This window comes from Stenotrophomonas sp. YJH_SMC_32, assembly GCF_059369975.1.
The window spans coordinates 1-16,849 of sequence record NZ_JCAFTE010000004.1 but is presented as its reverse complement, the minus strand read 5'-3'; the positions used below and the strand labels follow the sequence as shown (position 1 = coordinate 16,849).

General features: G+C 67.6%; 12 protein-coding genes and 1 riboswitch. Of the genes, 5 read left to right on the top strand and 7 right to left on the bottom strand.

Annotated features, from left to right (window positions below):
• Window positions 1–74: 74 nt before the first annotated feature.
• The 5 genes from AC5P7S_RS07945 to ahcY all read right to left on the bottom strand — a co-directional run bounded on the left by AC5P7S_RS07945 (window position 75) and on the right by ahcY (window position 5,027).
• The gene (locus tag AC5P7S_RS07945) at window positions 75–560 is read right to left on the bottom strand and encodes a hypothetical protein (protein ID WP_095378051.1); all 486 of its coding nucleotides are present in this window, start codon (window positions 558–560) and stop codon (window positions 75–77) included.
• A complete protein-coding gene (gene ybaK, locus AC5P7S_RS07940; protein WP_005415308.1) occupies window positions 560–1,033 on the bottom strand; it encodes a Cys-tRNA(Pro) deacylase in 474 nt (157 codons plus the stop codon). The genes AC5P7S_RS07945 and ybaK overlap by 1 nt, the downstream gene beginning before the upstream one ends.
• 110 nt (window positions 1,034–1,143) lie before the next feature.
• Window positions 1,144–2,484: a peptidoglycan-binding domain-containing protein gene (locus AC5P7S_RS07935; RefSeq protein WP_242441356.1), complete on the bottom strand. Its 1,341-nt coding sequence runs from the start codon at window positions 2,482–2,484 to the stop codon at window positions 1,144–1,146.
• A gap of 49 nt (window positions 2,485–2,533) precedes the next feature.
• Complete coding sequence (locus tag AC5P7S_RS07930; RefSeq protein WP_005415310.1) at window positions 2,534–3,322, bottom strand: lysozyme inhibitor LprI family protein; 789 nt, start codon at window positions 3,320–3,322, stop codon at window positions 2,534–2,536.
• Window positions 3,323–3,581: 259 nt separating this feature from the next.
• Window positions 3,582–5,027, bottom strand: coding sequence for an adenosylhomocysteinase (gene ahcY / locus AC5P7S_RS07925; RefSeq protein WP_033834449.1), 1,446 nt, complete (start codon window positions 5,025–5,027; stop codon window positions 3,582–3,584).
• 36 nt (window positions 5,028–5,063) lie between these two features.
• Window positions 5,064–5,147: riboswitch (S-adenosyl-L-homocysteine riboswitch) on the bottom strand.
• 120 nt (window positions 5,148–5,267) lie between these two features.
• On the opposite strand from ahcY, the gene AC5P7S_RS07920 reads away from it, so the two are divergent.
• Window positions 5,268–7,784 carry a S9 family peptidase gene (locus AC5P7S_RS07920; protein ID WP_032953936.1) on the top strand — a complete coding sequence of 839 codons (2,517 nt, stop codon included), beginning with the start codon at window positions 5,268–5,270 and terminating at the stop codon, window positions 7,782–7,784.
• Window positions 7,785–8,021: 237 nt separating this feature from the next.
• Window positions 8,022–10,733 carry a phosphoenolpyruvate carboxylase gene (ppc, locus tag AC5P7S_RS07915; protein WP_095378049.1) on the top strand — a complete coding sequence of 904 codons (2,712 nt, stop codon included), beginning with the start codon at window positions 8,022–8,024 and terminating at the stop codon, window positions 10,731–10,733.
• Between the two features lie 116 nt (window positions 10,734–10,849).
• Here ppc and AC5P7S_RS07910 read toward each other — a convergent pair whose 3' ends face one another.
• A complete protein-coding gene (locus AC5P7S_RS07910) occupies window positions 10,850–11,356 on the bottom strand; it encodes an acyl-CoA thioesterase (RefSeq protein WP_005415314.1) in 507 nt (168 codons plus the stop codon).
• A gap of 138 nt (window positions 11,357–11,494) precedes the next feature.
• On the bottom strand, window positions 11,495–12,706 hold the full coding sequence (gene metK, locus AC5P7S_RS07905; protein WP_005408103.1) for a methionine adenosyltransferase: 1,212 nt from the start codon (window positions 12,704–12,706) through the stop codon (window positions 11,495–11,497).
• Window positions 12,707–13,043: 337 nt separating this feature from the next.
• Here metK and olsF point away from each other — a divergent pair, with 337 nt between their 5' ends.
• From olsF to AC5P7S_RS07890, 3 genes are all read left to right on the top strand, one after another.
• The gene (gene olsF / locus AC5P7S_RS07900; RefSeq protein WP_065178748.1) at window positions 13,044–14,759 is read left to right on the top strand and encodes a bifunctional ornithine lipid synthase OlsF; all 1,716 of its coding nucleotides are present in this window, start codon (window positions 13,044–13,046) and stop codon (window positions 14,757–14,759) included.
• Complete coding sequence (locus tag AC5P7S_RS07895) at window positions 14,756–15,556, top strand: UDP-2,3-diacylglucosamine diphosphatase (protein WP_005415316.1); 801 nt, start codon at window positions 14,756–14,758, stop codon at window positions 15,554–15,556. The genes olsF and AC5P7S_RS07895 overlap by 4 nt, the downstream gene beginning before the upstream one ends.
• Window positions 15,557–15,675: 119 nt before the next feature.
• The gene (locus tag AC5P7S_RS07890) at window positions 15,676–16,707 is read left to right on the top strand and encodes a metal-dependent hydrolase (protein ID WP_095379328.1); all 1,032 of its coding nucleotides are present in this window, start codon (window positions 15,676–15,678) and stop codon (window positions 16,705–16,707) included.
• Window positions 16,708–16,849: the final 142 nt, after the last annotated feature.

Sequence of the window (16,849 nt, the reverse complement as noted above, 5' to 3'; positions counted from 1 at the left end):
CGATATTGGTCGTCCACGCATCGCGTGAGTGTACGGACCGCAGTAGAGCCACGCCATGCTTGGCTGCCTGGCCTTCAGGCAGCTTTCCATTCCCACCACGGGTAGTGGTACTCGCGGTCGATGGCCTGCCAATGCTGGCCGCAGTGCATGCAGGCAACGTTGTGGCAATCGCCCCAACCATCCTCGGCCTCCTGCAACGCGAGCAGCTGCATCTGCCCTTGTTCGATCAGGAGGCGCGGATCGAAGAACGGGTAGCCGGGATTGAGCGCGCACAGGCAGCCTGCGTGCGCCTGCCAGTGACGCAGCCGTTTCAGGGCCGCCTCCAGATGCGCCTGGTTGCTGATCAGCATGCCGCCGAGGGTGATGCCGTGGCAGCTACGTTCAATCAGGTCCACATGCGCGGCCAATGCGTCCAGCGACGGTGCACTGAACAGTCGTGCGACGATGCGGGCGGCGTCGGTGATGCGCGTCGCGTCGCGCGACAGCAGGTCCTGCAGCAGCACATCGGCCTGCGCGTCTTCCAGCCTGGGCGGCGGTGCCGCAGACCACGGCCAGCGCATCAGCGTGCCTTGCCGATGGCAGCGTAGTGGCCGGCGGTCAGGCGCAGCAGGTCGGCCGGCGCCAGTTCCACTTCCAGGCCACGGCGGCCGGCGCTGACGTGCAGCGTGGGCAACACCTGCGCGCTGGCATCCAGGAACGTGCGCAGGCGCTTCTTCTGCCCCAGCGGGCTGATGCCGCCGACCAGGTAGCCGGTCGCACGCTGCGCGGCGTCGGCGGCGGCCATCTCGCACTTCTTGCAGCCGGCCGCTTCGGCCAGCGCCTTCAGGTCCAGGTGGCCGGCCACCGGCACGATCGCCACCAGCAGTTCATGTGCTTCAGTGCTGGCCAGCAGGGTCTTGAAGACCTGGGCCGGGTCGAGGCCGAGCTTGTCGACGGCTTCGCCGCCATACGATTCGGCGTGGGCGTCGTGCACATAGCTGCGCACGGTGTGGGCGATCTTCTCGCGCTTGAGCAGGTTGATGGCCGGGGTCATGGACGCATCCTAGCGCGGGGCAGGGGCGTTGCCTTGACCGAGACTCGCGCGTCAACGCAGAACGGGCGCCCGAAGGCGCCCGTCCCGGCTGCGATCGGCTGCATCCAGCATCAGCGCGACATCGACTGCTGCGTCTGCATCTGTTCCTGGGTCTGCCGCTGCGACAGTTCGTTGTCCAGGGCCTGGCTCTGCCGCGTGCTGTCCTGCAGATTGTGGTTCACCGCCTGCGACAGGTCCACGTAGGTGCGATGCATGGCGGGATCGCCGAGCTGGCCCTGCACCGCGAACACGCCCTGGTTGTCCGGCCGCGCCAGCACGGTATCGACCTGGCTCATGCCGGCCAACTTTGACTCGTAAGCCACCTGGCCTGCGGCGTTCTCGAGCTGGCTGCGGTCATTGAACAGCGGCGACAGGCCGCCCTGGCGCCGCTGTTCTTCCAGTGCTTCCAGCTTTTCCACGACCTGCTGGTAACGCGGGTTGTCGGCGTGGCCCGGGGTGGCCATGGTCGGTTCGGCAGCCGGTGCGCGCTGCTGCGTGGCCGCATCCAGTGCGGCCAGGGTAGTGCCGCCAGCCTTGCCGTCTACGGTGAGGTGGCGATCCCGCTGGAACTGCTTGACCGCTTCCAGGGTGCCGGGGCCGAAATCGCCATCGGCCACCAGCGGCTTGCCGTCCTTGCCCATATAGCCCAGGTCGGACAGCTTCTGCTGCATGGCCTGCACCTCATCGCCCTTGCTGCCGTTGACCAGCACGCCGTTGCCCGCAGGCGTGCCCGGTGACCCGTGCGAGGGAGCATGGGTTGGGGTGATGCCGATCTGGACCATGGCCCGGTCGAAGCGCTCATCGCGGCTGGCTACGGCGGCCTGCGACTGGATGCCGTATTTGGTGGCATCGACGAAGTTCTGCACGTCGCCGCGCGTCGGCGGATTGCCGGCCTGGACCGTGCCGCCCTGCAGCTTTTCCGCATTGCCGGCCAGATAGCTGATGAACTGCGGGCCCATGCTGCCGAACTGGTTGTCATAGTCCGCCATGGCCAACTGCAACTCCGGGTTGGCGGCGATGGCATCGGCCGCGGCCGGATTGGTTGCACGCACCTTGGCGATGGCCTGATCGACACGCTCGATGGCGCTGTCCAGCTTGGCGTTGGTGAGCTCGTCCATCCTGGCCTGCGGAATGGCCTGCAACTTGGCGTCGAGCGCCGCCAGCTGCTGGGTGCTCAATCCGCCCTGCTGGGACAACAGTGCGATGTCACCATCGGTGAAGCCGTTGTCGCGCAGGAAGCGCCTGGCCTGCGGATTGCCGCCGACATCGAACTGCACCAGCCCGAACGAATAGGTGCTTGCGCCTTTCTGTGCGTATGAGAAGTGGTCCAGGTGGCGGGTGTCGCCGCCCAGCTCGGTGTTGAGGAACAGCGTGGACAGCTGTTCGCGCGTAAGGGTGGAATCCGTTGCCATGGTCATCGTCCTTCAATGAGAGAAAAGCGCCGGGCGTGCCCGGCGATTGTCAGCCGGCGCAGTGCTGCTGGGTGAAGCCGAGCAGCTGGCGGATAGCCTGGGTGCCGTAGGCAGCCGGCGCCGGTTCGAGGGCGAACTGGCCAACCATCTGGTTGCTGCACAGCTGTACGGTGCGCCTGCCGGCGGAGGTTTCCTGGGTGCAGTTGGCTGCGAGCAGGGCGTTGGCGCCGCCGCCCATGTTCGTGGCGGCCGTGCAGCCCAGCAGGCGGCCTTCCTGGCCGTTCTCACCCAGCAGCGTGTTGAAGTTAGCCAGCTGGCTGTTGGGATCGCGCAACACCAGCAGGTCCACGCACTGCTGCTGGCCGTCAGGGGCTTCGCATGCATCCTGATCGACCAGGCCGTCACGCGTAGCGGACAGCACCTTGAGGCGATCGGCGTACACCTGACGCAGGCACTGTGCATCGGTGCACAGGTCGCGGGTGTGCTCCTGCCAGCGCTGCTGTTCGGCGTGCAGCTTGCTCTGCCCTGCTGCATCGAGCGTGGCCTGTGCGGCAGTGACCGCCTTGCCCATGTCCGCATCCAGGCCGGTCAGGGTCGGGTCCTTGCAGACCAGGGTCTGTGCCGGCGACGCTGCATCGGCGCAACCAGCGCTCGTGTCGGCAACCGTGGCGGGCGCGTCGGCGGCCTTGCCTGCGGGGCTGGCCTGTCCGCTGGCCGCAGCCGGAGCCGTAGCGCCGGCGTCGCCGGCAGGTGGGGTGCAGGCGGCCAGCAGGGCCACCCAGCACAGGGTCATCAGGGGCTTCATGGCCCGGTTCAGTCGTTCACGGTTGCGCGGCATGTCCTGTCCTTTGGTGTCTGCGTCCCGGCGCATGGCCTGCCGTTGGCAGCCCACGCGGGCGTAAAGCCTAGCAAGCAGCTTCTTAGTGCTCCGTGACAGGGTGCGCGGATCAGTTGCCGGGTGCCGCAACGCAGAACGGGCGCCCGAAGGCGCCCGTCCTGTCTGCATCCGTTGCCGGGGGCAGAGCCCTTTCATGCGGAAAGGGATCCGACCCGGCGTACGCCGGTAGTGCCGGCCGCTGGCCGGCACCCCACAGGCATCAGTAGCGGTAGTGGTCCGGCTTGAACGGGCCTTCCACCGGCACGCCGATGTAGTCGGCCTGTTCCTGGCTCAGGGTGGTCAGCTTCACGCCGATCTTCTCCAGGTGCAGGCGGGCCACTTCTTCGTCCAGCTTCTTCGGCAGCAGGTAGACCTTCTTCTCGTAGCTGTCCTTGTTCGCCCACAGGTCGATCTGTGCCAGGGTCTGGTTGGCGAAGCTGTTGGACATCACGAAGCTCGGGTGGCCGGTGGCGCAGCCCAGGTTCACCAGGCGGCCTTCGGCCAGCAGGAAGATCGCGTTGCCGTTCGGGAAGATGTACTTGTCCACCTGCGGCTTGATGTTGACGTGCTTGATGCCCGGGTAGGACACCAGTGCGTCGACCTGGATCTCGTTGTCGAAGTGGCCGATGTTGCAGACGATGGCCTGGTCCTTCATCGCGCTCAGGTGCTCGATGCGGATGATGTCGCGGTTGCCGGTGGTGGTGACGTACAGGTCGGCACGGCCCAGGGTCGATTCGATGGTGTTGACTTCATAGCCTTCCATCGCCGCCTGCAGGGCGCAGATCGGGTCGATCTCGGTGACGATCACGCGCGCGCCGTAGGCACGCAGCGAGGCCGCGCAGCCCTTGCCGACGTCGCCGTAGCCGCAGACCACGGCCACCTTGCCGGCCAGCATCACGTCCATCGCGCGCTTCAGGCCGTCGGCCAGCGACTCGCGGCAGCCGTACAGGTTGTCGAACTTGCTCTTGGTGACCGAGTCGTTGACGTTGATCGCTGGGATCAGCAGGGTGCCGGCCTGGGCCAGCTGGTACAGGCGGTGCACGCCGGTGGTGGTCTCTTCGGAGACGCCCTTCCAGTCCTTGACCACGCGGCCCCAGTAACCCGGGCGCTCCTTGGCCACGCGCTTGAGCAGGTTCTTGATGACCTGTTCTTCGTGCGAGGCGGACGCGGTGTTGACCCAGTCGCTGCCGTTTTCCAGCTCGTAGCCCTTGTGGATCAGCAGGGTCACGTCACCGCCGTCGTCGACCACCAGTTCCGGGCCGGTCAGGGTGCCGTCGGCCAGGGTGAAGGTCAGCGCGTCCAGGGTGCAGTCCCAGTACTCTTCCAGGGTCTCGCCCTTCCAGGCGAACACCGGGGTGCCGGTGGCGGCGATGGCGGCAGCCGCGTGGTCCTGGGTCGAGAAGATGTTGCACGAGGCCCAGCGCACATCGGCGCCGATGTCCTTCAGGGTCTCGATCAGCACTGCGGTCTGGATGGTCATGTGCAGCGAGCCGGTCACGCGCACGCCCTTCAGCGGCAGCTCGGCCTGGTACTTGCGGCGGATCGACATCAGGCCCGGCATTTCGTGCTCGGCGATGTCCAGTTCCTTGCGGCCCCAGTCGGCCAGCGTGATATCGCGGATCTTGTAATCACCTTCGGTGGAGAAGGTCTTGGCAACAGCGTTCATTCGTGTGCTCCGGTTGTGGGCGAGCGGATGCTCGCATCTAGCCGGGCGCCGTTGTTACAAAGCCACCTTACCGAGCCTGGCCGGGCCTCGTGGGATCCGGTCGCAGCGCCCCTCGGCAGGGGAGAACCCCCATTATATCGCGGCCCCAGCGTGACATCGGCATGACCCAACCATCGGCAGATGGGGCCACGTGCACGGCCTGTTAAGGTCGGAGTTTTCACGCATCACACAGGTGGAACGATGAGCATGCACGCGCGCCGCACACGGCGCTGGACCGGCCTGGTCCTGTCGATGGGGCTGCTGGCGGTGGCCCCGCTGGCCTGGGCGGCCGCCTCGCAGCCAGCTCCGGCGCAGGCGCAGGGTGTCAACGGCTACGAACTGCCATCGGCCGCACTGCAGGCAGTGGTCGACGCCCCGCGCGCGCCGTCGCTGTTCCTGTCGCCGCGCCGCGACGTGGCCGCGATGATGCAGATGCCGTCGCTGCCGTCGATCCAGGTGGTGGCGCAGCCGGAACTGAAGCTGGCCGGCCTGCGCATCAACCCGCGCACGTTCTCCGACAGCCGCTTCAGCTTCGGTGAGAAGCTGTGGCTGATGAACGTGGCCGATGGCAAGGAGCGGCAGATCAGTGGCCTGCCGGCCACGCTGTCGATCGCCAGTGTGATGTGGTCGCCGGACCAGAAGTGGCTGGCCTTCAACCAGGTCGACGCCGCCAGCGGCGCCAATGAACTGTGGCTGGTGGATGTGGCCGGTGGCAGCGCCCGCCGCCTGGTTGCCGGCTTGAACACGGTGATCGGCAGCGGCTACCAGTGGCTGCCGGACAGCCGCGGGCTGGTGGTGTTCACCCGCCCGGCCAACCTGGGGCCGGCCCCGGCCGCCGACGGCGTCCCGACCGGCCCTGCCGTGCAGCAGACCAGCCAGGGTGGCGGCGTGGTGTCGATCCGTACCTACCAGGACCTGCTGAAGAACGAAGCCGACGCCCGCCAGTTCGATTACTACGCGACTACCCAGCCGATGGAAGTCGGCCTGGATGGCAGTACCCGCGCGATCGGTGCGGCCGGCATCTTCATGGGCTTCTCGGTGTCGCCTGACGGCCGCTTCGTGCTGCGCCAGCCGGTGCAGCGTCCGTACTCCTACGTGGTGCCGGTAAGCAGTTTTCCGCGCCGCATTGAAGTGATCGAGCGTGCCACCGGCAAGCTGGTGCATACCGTGGCGGTGCGCCCGCTGGTGGAAGGCCTGCCGACCGGCAACGATGCCGAAGTGACCGGCGTGCGCGACATCAGCTGGCGCGGTGATGCCGATGCCACCCTGGTCTGGGCCGAAGCGCAGGACGGTGGTGATCCGAACCGGGAAGCCAAGGTGCGCGATGCGGTGCTGATGCAGGCTGCGCCGTTCGACAAGCCGCCGGTGACCCTGGCCCAGCTTGGCAGCCGCCTGAGCGGCATCAACTGGGGCCGTGGCGACCTGGCCCTGCTGACCGAGTCGTGGTGGAAGACCCGCAGGACCAGGACCTGGCTGATCGCCCCGGACAACGCCGGTGCCGAGCCGCGCCTGCTGTGGGATCGTGACGCGCAGGACCGTTATGCCGATCCGGGGCGGCCGCTGCTGGCCAGCGATGAACGTGGTCGCTCGCTGCTGCAGACCAGCCCGGAAGGCAGCAGCCTGTACCTGGCCGGTGCCGGCGCTTCGCCGGAAGGCGACCGCCCGTTCGTGGACCGCTTCGACATCGCCACGGGCAAGGCGACGCGCCTGTTCCATTCGCAGGCGCCGAGCTATTCGCTGCCGGTGGCATTGCTGGACAACCAGGGCAATTCGCTGCTGCTGAGCCGCGAGAGCCCGGACGAACCGGCCAACTTCTACGTGCAGTCGCTGGCCGATGCCGGTGCCGCACCGCGCGCGCTGACCCGTTTCGCCCATCCGCTGCCGCAGCTGAAGGGTGTGCAGAAGGAGCAGATCCGTTACCAGCGCAAGGATGGCGTCGACCTGACCGCGACACTGCTGCTGCCGCCGGGCTACGATCCCAAGCGCGACGGCCCGCGCCCGCTGCTGATGTGGGCCTACCCGGGCGAGTTCAAGAGCGCGGCCGCGGCCAGCCAGGTGACCGATTCGCCGTACCGCTTCAACGCGGTCAGCTACTGGGGCCCGCAGGCGTTCCTGGCCAAGGGCTATGTGGTGCTGGCCAGCCCGTCGATGCCGATCATCGGCGAGGGTGACAAGGAGCCGAACGACACCTACATCGAACAGCTGGTGGCCAATGCGCAGGCGGCGGTGGATGAAGTGGTGCGCCGAGGCGTGACCGATCGCGATCACATCGCCATCGGTGGCCACTCCTATGGTGCGTTCATGACGGCCAACCTGCTGGCACACACCCGCCTGTTCAAGGCCGGCATCGCGCGCAGCGGTGCCTACAACCGCACGCTTACTCCGTTCGGTTTCCAGGCCGAGGAGCGCAACTACTGGCAGGCGCAGGACGTCTACCAGAAGATGGCGCCGTTCAATTACGCCGACAGGATCAAGGATCCGATCCTGTTCATCCACGGCGTGGACGACAACAACTCCGGCACGTTCCCGATCCAGAGCGAACGCATGTTCGCCGCGGTGAAGGGCCTGGGTGGCACCGCGCGGCTGGTGATGCTGCCCAACGAATCGCATGCCTACCGGGCACGCGAATCGATCATGACCATGCTGGCCGAAAGCGAGCGCTGGCTGGAGCAGACCATCGGCCCGGCCGAGCAGGGCAAGGCGAAGAAGAAGCGCTGATACCTGCATGAGGGCGGCCGCTGCAACAGCGGCCGCCTGTGCGGCTGCGCCGCCGCCCGAGCGTGGGCTCGGGCGATACACGGTGTCACGCGCCACGACGCTTGTAGAGCCGAGCCCATGCTCGGCTGCGTCCGCCAGGGATGCGTGCAGATGAAACCATTTTTGCATCGCAGCACGCTGCCCGTTCTGGTTTAGGCTTGGGGTCTGGATCCGTTGACCGAGGCCTGTGCGTCGCCGATGAACGAGTACCGCAGCAGCATCGAGTTTGCTTCCCCCGATCTTCCGCTTCGCGATGACGTGCGCCGGCTCGGCGCACTGGTCGGTGACCTGCTGGTCGAGCAGGTATCGGCGGCCTTCCTCGACGAGGTCGAGGACGTGCGCACCCGCGCCATCGCCCGTCGCGAGAACCAGGCGCCGCTGTCGGAGCTGGCCGAAGGGCTGGCCGGGCGCACGCCGCAGCAGGCCGAGACCATGGTGCGGGCCTTCAGCACCTACTTCCAGGTGGTCAACATTGCCGAGCGCGTGCATCGCATCCGCCGCCGCCGTGACTACCAGCGTGCCGGTACCGCAGGGGCGCAGCCCGACGGCCTGCAGGATGCGCTGCAGCACCTGAAGGCGCAGGGCGTGGGCCTGGACGAGCTGGCGCAGTGGCTGCCGCGCATCGACATCGAACCGGTGTTTACCGCGCACCCGACCGAAGCGGTGCGCCGTGCGCTGCTGGAGAAAGAGCAGCTGATGGTGGCCAGCCTGGTCGACAACCTCGACGGCCAGCGCACGCCGGGGGAAGCGGCCGCCGATGCTGCGCGCTTCCGCATGGCGCTGACCGCGTCGTGGCAGACCACCGATTCCTCGCCGGTGCGGCCCACCGTCGATGACGAGCGCGAGCACGTCGGCTTCTATCTGGTGCAGGTGCTGTACCGCGTGATTCCGGTGCTGTACGAATCGCTGCAGCAGGCGCTGCGCGATACCTATGGTGAAGAGCTGCCACTGCCGCGCCTGCTGCGCTTCGGTACGTGGGTGGGCGGGGACATGGACGGCAACCCGAACGTGGATGCCCACACCATCTGCACTACGCTGGATGCGCAGCGGCAGGCGGTACTGGCGCGCTATCAGAAGGAACTGCTGCAGCTGGCCAGCCTGCTCAGCCAGTCCACCGAGCGGGTGGGGGTGAGCGATGCGCTGCATGCGCGCGTGGCGCACTACCAGCAGCTGCTGCCGCAGGTACAGTCGCGCCCGCGCCATGCCGACATGCCCTACCGCCTGCTCAACGATCGCATGCGCGCGCGCCTGCAGGCCACGCTGGAAGACGGCGAGGGCGCTTACGCCGGCCCGGATGAACTGATCGACGACCTGCAGCTGATCCTCGACAGTTTGCGCGCCAATCGCGGCGAACACGCTGGCGGCTTCGCCGTGCAGCGGCTGTTGTGGCGGGTGAAGACGTTCGGCTTCCATCTGGCGCGGTTGGACGTGCGTCAGGAATCGAGCGTGCATGCGCGCGCGCTGGCGGCGGTGCTGGGCGGCGACCCGGCGTGGGAGGGCCTGGATGCCTTGGGCCGCGCGCGCCTGCTGGCACCGCATGCCAGTGGCGAGGTGCCGTTGCCGAAAGGCGACGACGAAGGCAACCGGCGGCTGGACGCCGTGTTCGCTGCATTGGCCGATGCCCGTGCGCGGCATGGCGGCGATGCACTGGGCAGTTACATCATTTCGATGGCGCACGACCGCAGCGACGTGCTGGCGGTGCTGGCGCTGGCGCGGCGTGGTGGCCTGGTCGATGCCGATGGCGGCGTGCCGCTCGATATCGCGCCGCTGTTTGAAACTGTGGACGACCTCAAGCGCGGCACCGCCACGCTGCGCGACCTGCTGGAGGATCCGGTGTACCGCGCGCACCTGCGTGCACGCGATGATGTTCAGATGGTGATGCTGGGCTATTCGGACAGCAGCAAGGATGGTGGCATTGCTGCTTCGCGTTGGGGCCTTCAGCGCGCGCAGGTGGAACTGCTGGAGGTGGCGGCCGAGGCCGGCATCCGCCTGACCTTCTTCCATGGCCGGGGCGGCTCGATCAGCCGTGGTGGTGGCAAGACCACCCACGCCGTGGATGCGTCGCCACGCGGCAGCATCGATGGCCGCCTGCGGGTGACCGAGCAGGGCGAGGTGATCCATCGCAAGTACGGCATCCGCGCGCTGGCCCTGCGCTCGCTGGAGCAGGCTACCGGTGCAGTGCTGCGCGCCAGCCTGCGCCCGCGTGCCGCCGAACCGCGCGAGGATGCGTGGCGGCCGGTGATGGATGCGGTGGCTGCGGCCAGCAGCGAGGTGTATCGCGGGTTCGTTGGCCAGGCCGGTTTCATGGATTATTTCCGTACCGCCACGCCGATCGACGTGATCGAGCGGATGACGCTGGGCTCGCGGCCGTCGCGCCGGCTCGGCCAGGACGCAGCGCTGGGCAACCTGCGTGCGATTCCCTGGGTGTTCGCCTGGAGCCAGGCGCGTGCGGTGATTCCCGGCTGGTACGGCGTGGGCAGTGGCCTGCAGGCCGCGGTCGATGCCGGCCACGAACAGACCCTGCGCGATATGGCGCGGGACTGGCCGTTCTTCCGCACCTTCCTGGATGACATCGCGATGGTGCTGTCCAAGGGCGATATCACCATCGCCGAGCAGTTCTCGCTGTTGTCGGGTGAACTGCATGAGCGCTTCTTCCCGCAGGTGCAGCGCGAACTGGAGCTCACCCGGCGCTGGCTGCTGGCGTTGATGGACCAGAAGACGCTGCTGGACCACGACGCGCGGCTGGCGCTGTCGATCCGCCTGCGCAATCCCTACGTCGATCCGATCAGCGTGCTGCAGGTGGAACTGCTGCAGCGCTGGCGGGCCAGCGGGCGCGAGGATGACGATCTGCTGCGCGCGCTGGTGGCGTGCGTGAACGGCGTTTCGCAGGGTGTGCAGAACACCGGTTGATCCGCATCCACCGGGCATGGTCCGGCGAATTCGAAAGGGTAGTGCCGGCCGCTGGCCGGCAACCTCATGATGTTTGGCAGCACGCGCGAGGTTGCCGGCCAGCGGCCGGCACTACCTCATTCCTCCGGCGACGGCGGGTTCGACGCCAGCAGTTCCAGGTGGCGCTGCTCCATTTCCTGGCGCAACTGGCGGCGGATCTGTGCTGCGGCCTGGCGGCGCTTTTCGTCGGACGTTGCCGGCTGCAAGGGCGGGACAGGCGTCGGCCGGCCTTCTTCATCCACTGCGACCATCGTGAAGAAGCAGCTGTTGGCGTGGCGCACGCTGCGCTTGAGGATGTCCTCGGCCACCACCTTGATGCCGATCTCCATCGATGAGGTGCCGGTGTAGTTCACCGAGGCCAGGAAGGTGACCAGCTCGCCCACCGCGATGGGCTGGCGGAACATCACCTGGTCCACCGACAGGGTGACCACGTAGCTGCCGGCATAGCGGCTGGCGCAGGCGTAGGCCACCTGGTCAAGCAGGCGCAGGATGGCGCCACCATGGACCTTGCCGGAGAAATTGGCCATTTCCGGCGACATCAGCACGGTCATGGACAGCTGGTGGGTTTTCAGTTCGGTCGACATGCGGCGATTGTATCGGCAACCGGTAGTGCCGGCCGCTGGCCGGCGACCACGCGGTTGTTTCCGGAGGCCATGAAAAAGCCGGCCAGCGGCCGGCTCTACCAGAAGCAGAAGGGCCGCTTGCGCGGCCCTTCGTGTTGCTTACTTCAGCTTCGCATCGGCGCGCAGGGCGGCGGCGCGGTCGGTCTTCTCCCAGGAGAAGGCCGTGGCGTTGACGGTCTCGCCTTCGCCGTTGAGGTAGCTGAACTCCTTCGGCTTGCGGCCGAAGTGGCCATAGGCCGCGGTCTGCTGGTACATCGGGTGGATCAGGTCCAGCATCTTGATGATGCCGTACGGGCGCAGGTCGAAGTGCTTGCGGATCAGCTTCTCGATCTTGTCGTCGCTGATCTTGCCGGTGCCGAAGGTGGTGACCGAGATCGAGGTCGGCTCAGCCACGCCGATGGCGTAGGAGACCTGCACTTCGCAACGGTCGGCCAGGCCGGCGGCAACCACGTTCTTGGCGACGTAGCGGGCCGCGTAGGCGGCCGAGCGGTCGACCTTGGACGGGTCCTTGCCGGAGAACGCGCCACCACCGTGACGGGCCCAGCCGCCGTAGGTGTCGACGATGATCTTGCGGCCGGTCAGGCCGCAGTCGCCCACCGGGCCGCCGATCTCGAACTTGCCGGTCGGGTTGATGTGGAACTTGGTGCCCTTGTGCAGCCACTTGGCCGGCAGCACCGGCTTGATGATCTCTTCGCGGACGGCCTCGATGAGGTCCTTCTGCTTGATGCCCGGGGCGTGCTGGGTCGACAGGACCACGGCGTCGATGGCCGAGACCACGCCGTTTTCATAGCGCAGGGTGACCTGGCTCTTGGCGTCCGGGCGCAGCCACGACAGCGGCGAGTTCTTCTTCTTGCGGATCTTGGCCTGCTGCTCGACCAGGCGGTGCGACAGGTGGATCGCGGCCGGCATGTAGCTGTCGGTCTCGTTGGTGGCATAGCCGAACATCAGGCCCTGGTCGCCAGCGCCCATTTCTTCCGGCTTCTTGCGGTCCACGCCCTGGGCGATGTGCGGCGACTGCTTGCCGATCAGGTTCAGCACGCCGCAGGTGGCGCCGTCGAAGCCGACGTCGGAGCTGTCGTAGCCGATGTCCGTGATGACCTTGCGGGTCAGCGCTTCCAGGTCGATCCAGGCGCTGGTGGTGATTTCACCGGCCACGATGGCAACGCCGGTCTTGACCATGGTCTCGCAGGCCACGCGGGCGCGCTGGTCCTGGGTCAGGATCGCGTCCAGCACCGCATCGGAGATCTGGTCGGCAACCTTGTCCGGATGGCCTTCGGAGACCGACTCGGAGGTGAAGAGATAGCTGGACATCAGGCGTAATATCCCTTGATTCGGATGGAAAGATGGGCGCGCATGATACACGGGGTGCGCCGCCTGTGCATTGTGAACCGGTACCGGTTGCCGGTGGTTAAGCCCGCGTAGGCCCGGCAGGGGCCGTCACGACGGGATTGGGGGCCAGCCTCGAGGCCCAGTGTTCCACCAGCGTGACAACAACAGACGGGGCTGCCCAACCCCCGACCGCGCAGGCCGCGACCCGGCCGTCAAGGGAGCCGGCCGTCATCGTTCTGCCCCGAAACCGCCATCTGGCTGCCGCCTGCCGGGCGCAGGCTGTCGGCCAATCCGGCCGCCGGGCATCAGTGGATCCGCCATGCAGGAACTCGAACAGCGTCTCCAGCAACGTTTCCCCGATTGGTTCCATGGCCGTCGCGGCCAATTGGCGCGGCCGTTGCTGCGCAGCGTCGGCCGCTGGTCGCGCCTGGACCAGATCGAAGCCTTCCTGCAGCGCAGCTCAGGCCTGCGCGGCTTCGGTTTCGTCGCCGCCGGCCTGGAGTTCATCGGCGGCCAGTACCAGGTGGATCCGGCCGCGCTGGCGAAGATTCCGGCCACCGGCCGCCTGCTGATCGTCGCCAACCACCCTTCCGGGGCTCTGGACGCATTGGCCCTGCTGGACGCGGTCGGCCGTATCCGCCGCGATGTGCGGATCGTGGCCAACGACCTGCTGGGGGCGATCGCGCCGCTGCAGGATCTGCTGTTGCCGGTGCGCATCCTGGGCGGCAAGGCGCAGCGCGGCAGCCTGCATGCGGTGGAGCAGGCGTTGGCCGCCGAGCAGTGCGTGATCGTGTTCCCGGCTGGCGAGGTCTCGCGCCTGTCGCTGCGCGGCATCCGCGATGGCCGCTGGCAGCGGGGATTTGTCCGCTTTGCCCGCGCGGCCGGCGCGCCGGTGCTGCCGGTGCGGGTGGAAGCGCGCAACTCGGCACTGTTCTATGGCGCCTCGACCCTGTTCAAGCCGGCCGGTACCGCGCTGCTGGCGCGCGAGATGTTCACCCGTCGTGGCCGCCCACTGCGGTTGAGCATCGGCGAGCCGATGCGGCTGGGCGACGGCGGCGACCCGGGTGCACAGCTGCTGGCGGTACGCCGCGCGCTGTACGCGCTGGGCCGCAACGGCGCGGCCGGCAATGCCGCTGCGTGCGCAGGCCCTGAGCCGCTGGCCGCCCCGGTGCCACCTTCGCAGGTCGCCGCTGGAATCGCTGCCGCCACCCAGCTGGGCCAGACCGCCGACGGCAAGCAGATCCTGCTGGCCACCTGCACTGCCGATTCGCCACTGCTGCTGGAACTGGGCCGCCTGCGCGAACTGACCTTCCGCCAGGTGGGTGAGGGCACCGGCCGCAGCCGTGACCTCGACAACTACGACCCGCAGTACGAGCACATCGTGATCTGGGACGCCGCCGCGCAGCGCATCGCTGGCGCGTACCGGATCATGCGTGGTGCCCACGCGTTGGCCCGGCACGGCCTGTCCGGCCTCTACAGTGCGTCGTTGTTCCGCTATTCCGACGACGCCATCAGCCACATCGCCGAAGGCCTGGAACTGGGCCGCAGCTTCGTGGTGCCCGACTACTGGGGCAGCCGCAGCCTGGATTACCTGTGGCAGGGCATCGGTGCCTACCTGCAGTGCCGGCCGGGGATCCGCTACCTGTTCGGCGCGGTGTCGATCAGTGCGGCGCTGCCGCGCGATGCGCGCGAGCAGCTGGTGGCGTACTACCAGCGCTATTACAGCGGCACCGCCGGCATGGCCGAATCGAACCGGCCGTTCCAGTACTTTGCCGCACCGCCCAGTTTCGGTGAGCTGGATGCAGGCGCCGCGTTCGACGTGCTCAAGGCCAACCTGGCTGCACTCGGTACCGGCGTACCCACGCTGTATCGCCAGTACACCGATCTGTGCGAACCGGGCGGCGCGCGCTTCCTCGCCTTCGGGGTGGATCCGGACTTCAGCGATTCGATCGACGGCCTGATCGAGGTGGACCTGTGTGCGATCCGGCCGAACAAGCGCAAACGTTACCTGCGCGACGCGGGGACGCCGGCATGAGCACGCTGGCGAACCTGTCGCCGCACCGGCGCGCAGTGTTCGTCTCCGACGTGCACCTGGGATCACGTCACTGCCATGCCACCGAGCTGGCGCGCTTTCTCTCGCAACTGCGCTGTGAACGGCTGTACCTGGTCGGCGACATCATCGACCTGTGGTGGATGGCGCACCGCCGTGCCAACTGGCGGCAGTCGCACAGCGAGGTCATCCAGGCGCTGCACGCATTGCGTCGCGCTGGCACCGAGATCATCTACATCCCCGGCAACCACGATGCATCGCTGCGCCAGGTGTGCGGGCTGATGCTGCCGGCGATGCAGGTGCGCCGCCGCGCCATCCACGTGACCGCCGATGGCCGCCGGCTGCTGGTCGCGCACGGCGACGACTACGACGGCGTGACCCACTTCGGCGGCCTGCAGGAAAAGTTCGGTGACTGGCTGTATTACCGCATCCTCACCGGCAACCAGGCATTGAACGCGGTGCGCCGCCAGCTTGGCATGCGCTACTGGTCGCTATCGGAGTTCCTGAAGAAGCGCAGTGGTGCGGCTGAACGCTACATCGAGCGCTTCGTGCAGGCCGGCCTGGACGACGTGCGCCGGCGCGGCCTGGACGGTATCGTCTGCGGGCATATCCACCGCGCCGCGCTGGTCGAACGCGATGGCCTGGTCTATGCCAACGATGGGGATTGGGTGGAAAGCCTGACCGCGCTGGTCGAAGACCACGACGGCGCGCTGCGCCTGCTGGACCACAACGGCCAGACGCTGGTGGAGCTGCCGGGCGCGCGGTTGTCGCAGGCGGCATAGCCCGCGTGTGTCCCGCTGTAGAGCCGAGTCCATGCTCGGCTGTCGTTACGCGCAACGAAGAGCAGCAGAGCATGGGCTCGGCTCTACATACACCGCGCGCAAGCCGCTAGCATCGGCCCATGGATTCATTGACCCAGATCGTGCTCGGTGGCGCCGTCGCTGCTGCCATCGCTCCGCCCGGCCATCGCCGCGCGGCCCTGCTGGCCGGTGCCGCGCTCGGCACCCTGCCGGACCTCGACGCCCTGTGGCTTGGCTTCACTGCGGCCGACCCGTTGGCGAACATGACCGAACACCGCAGCTTCAGCCATTCGCTGCTGGTGCTGCCCTGGGTGGCCGCACTGATCTGGTGGTTGCTCAAGCGCTTCGGCAATGGTCGCGTCGCGCAGTCACCGCTGCGCTGGTTCTGGGCGATCCAGCTGGCGCTGGTTACCCATCCCGTGCTGGATGCGTTCACCGTCTACGGTACCCAGTTGTGGTGGCCGCTGCGGCCACACCCAACCATGGGCTCCAGCGTCTTCATCATCGACCCTGGCTACACGGTGTGGCTGCTGCTGGGCTGCGTGCTGGCCTGGTTCGGTCGTGCGCGGCCCTGGGCGGGCAAGGTGCTGGGCGCGGCGTTGCTGTTCAGCAGTGGCTACCTGGGCTGGGGGCTGATCGCCAAGGCGCAGGTCGATCGGGCCGCCCAGCAGAGCCTGGCGGCGATGGGCCTGGGTGGCGCGCCGCGCTTCTCGGTGCCGATGCCGTTCAATACGCTGCTGTGGCGGGTGGTGGCGATGACGCCCAATGGCTACGTGGTGGGTGATCGCTCACTGGTGGCCGACCATGGGCCGATGCGGTTCGAAGGTCATGCGTCCAACGTGCAGGCCTTGCGCGAAGCGCGGGCCATCCCGGCGGTGCAGCAGCTGCAATGGTTCAACCGTGGCTTCATGCGTGCGCAGGTCGTGGACGGAAGGCTTGTGCTGAGCGATCTGCGCATGGGGCTGGAACCGGACTACACCTTCAACTTCGTCGTCGCCGAGCAGGCGGACGGGCAATGGCGGGCGATCGTGCCCGAGCAGGTGCGGGCGGACTACAGCAGCCCGGCCGCGCGCGCTGATGCCGGGCGCCGGCTGGCGGCGATGTGGCAGCGGATCTGGCATGCGCCCGAGTAGATCCACGCCCTGCGTGGATGAAGGGACATCGGCGGTGGCAGCCACGCGTGGCGTGGCTCAACTGCGTCGATCAGCGCCCGCAGCCGGTGCCGTTGAGTAGATCCACGTCATGCGTGGATGAAGGGACATCGGCGGTGGCAGC

Bases quoted from the DNA above. Each gene is read 5' to 3' on its own strand.
- AC5P7S_RS07920 (WP_032953936.1), top strand. From the start codon at position 5,268: ATGAGCATGCACGCGCGCCGCACACGGCGCTGGACCGGCCTGGTCCTG.
- ppc (WP_095378049.1), top strand. From the start codon at position 8,022: ATGAACGAGTACCGCAGCAGCATCGAGTTTGCTTCCCCCGATCTTCCG.
- AC5P7S_RS07935 (WP_242441356.1), bottom strand. From the start codon at position 2,484: ATGGCAACGGATTCCACCCTTACGCGCGAACAGCTGTCCACGCTGTTC.
- olsF (WP_065178748.1), top strand. From the start codon at position 13,044: ATGCAGGAACTCGAACAGCGTCTCCAGCAACGTTTCCCCGATTGGTTC.
- AC5P7S_RS07890 (WP_095379328.1), top strand. From the start codon at position 15,676: ATGGATTCATTGACCCAGATCGTGCTCGGTGGCGCCGTCGCTGCTGCC.
- ahcY (WP_033834449.1), bottom strand. From the start codon at position 5,027: ATGAACGCTGTTGCCAAGACCTTCTCCACCGAAGGTGATTACAAGATC.
- metK (WP_005408103.1), bottom strand. From the start codon at position 12,706: ATGTCCAGCTATCTCTTCACCTCCGAGTCGGTCTCCGAAGGCCATCCG.
- AC5P7S_RS07895 (WP_005415316.1), top strand. From the start codon at position 14,756: ATGAGCACGCTGGCGAACCTGTCGCCGCACCGGCGCGCAGTGTTCGTC.
- ybaK (WP_005415308.1), bottom strand. From the start codon at position 1,033: ATGACCCCGGCCATCAACCTGCTCAAGCGCGAGAAGATCGCCCACACC.
- AC5P7S_RS07945 (WP_095378051.1), bottom strand. From the start codon at position 560: ATGCGCTGGCCGTGGTCTGCGGCACCGCCGCCCAGGCTGGAAGACGCG.
- AC5P7S_RS07910 (WP_005415314.1), bottom strand. From the start codon at position 11,356: ATGTCGACCGAACTGAAAACCCACCAGCTGTCCATGACCGTGCTGATG.
- AC5P7S_RS07930 (WP_005415310.1), bottom strand. From the start codon at position 3,322: ATGCCGCGCAACCGTGAACGACTGAACCGGGCCATGAAGCCCCTGATG.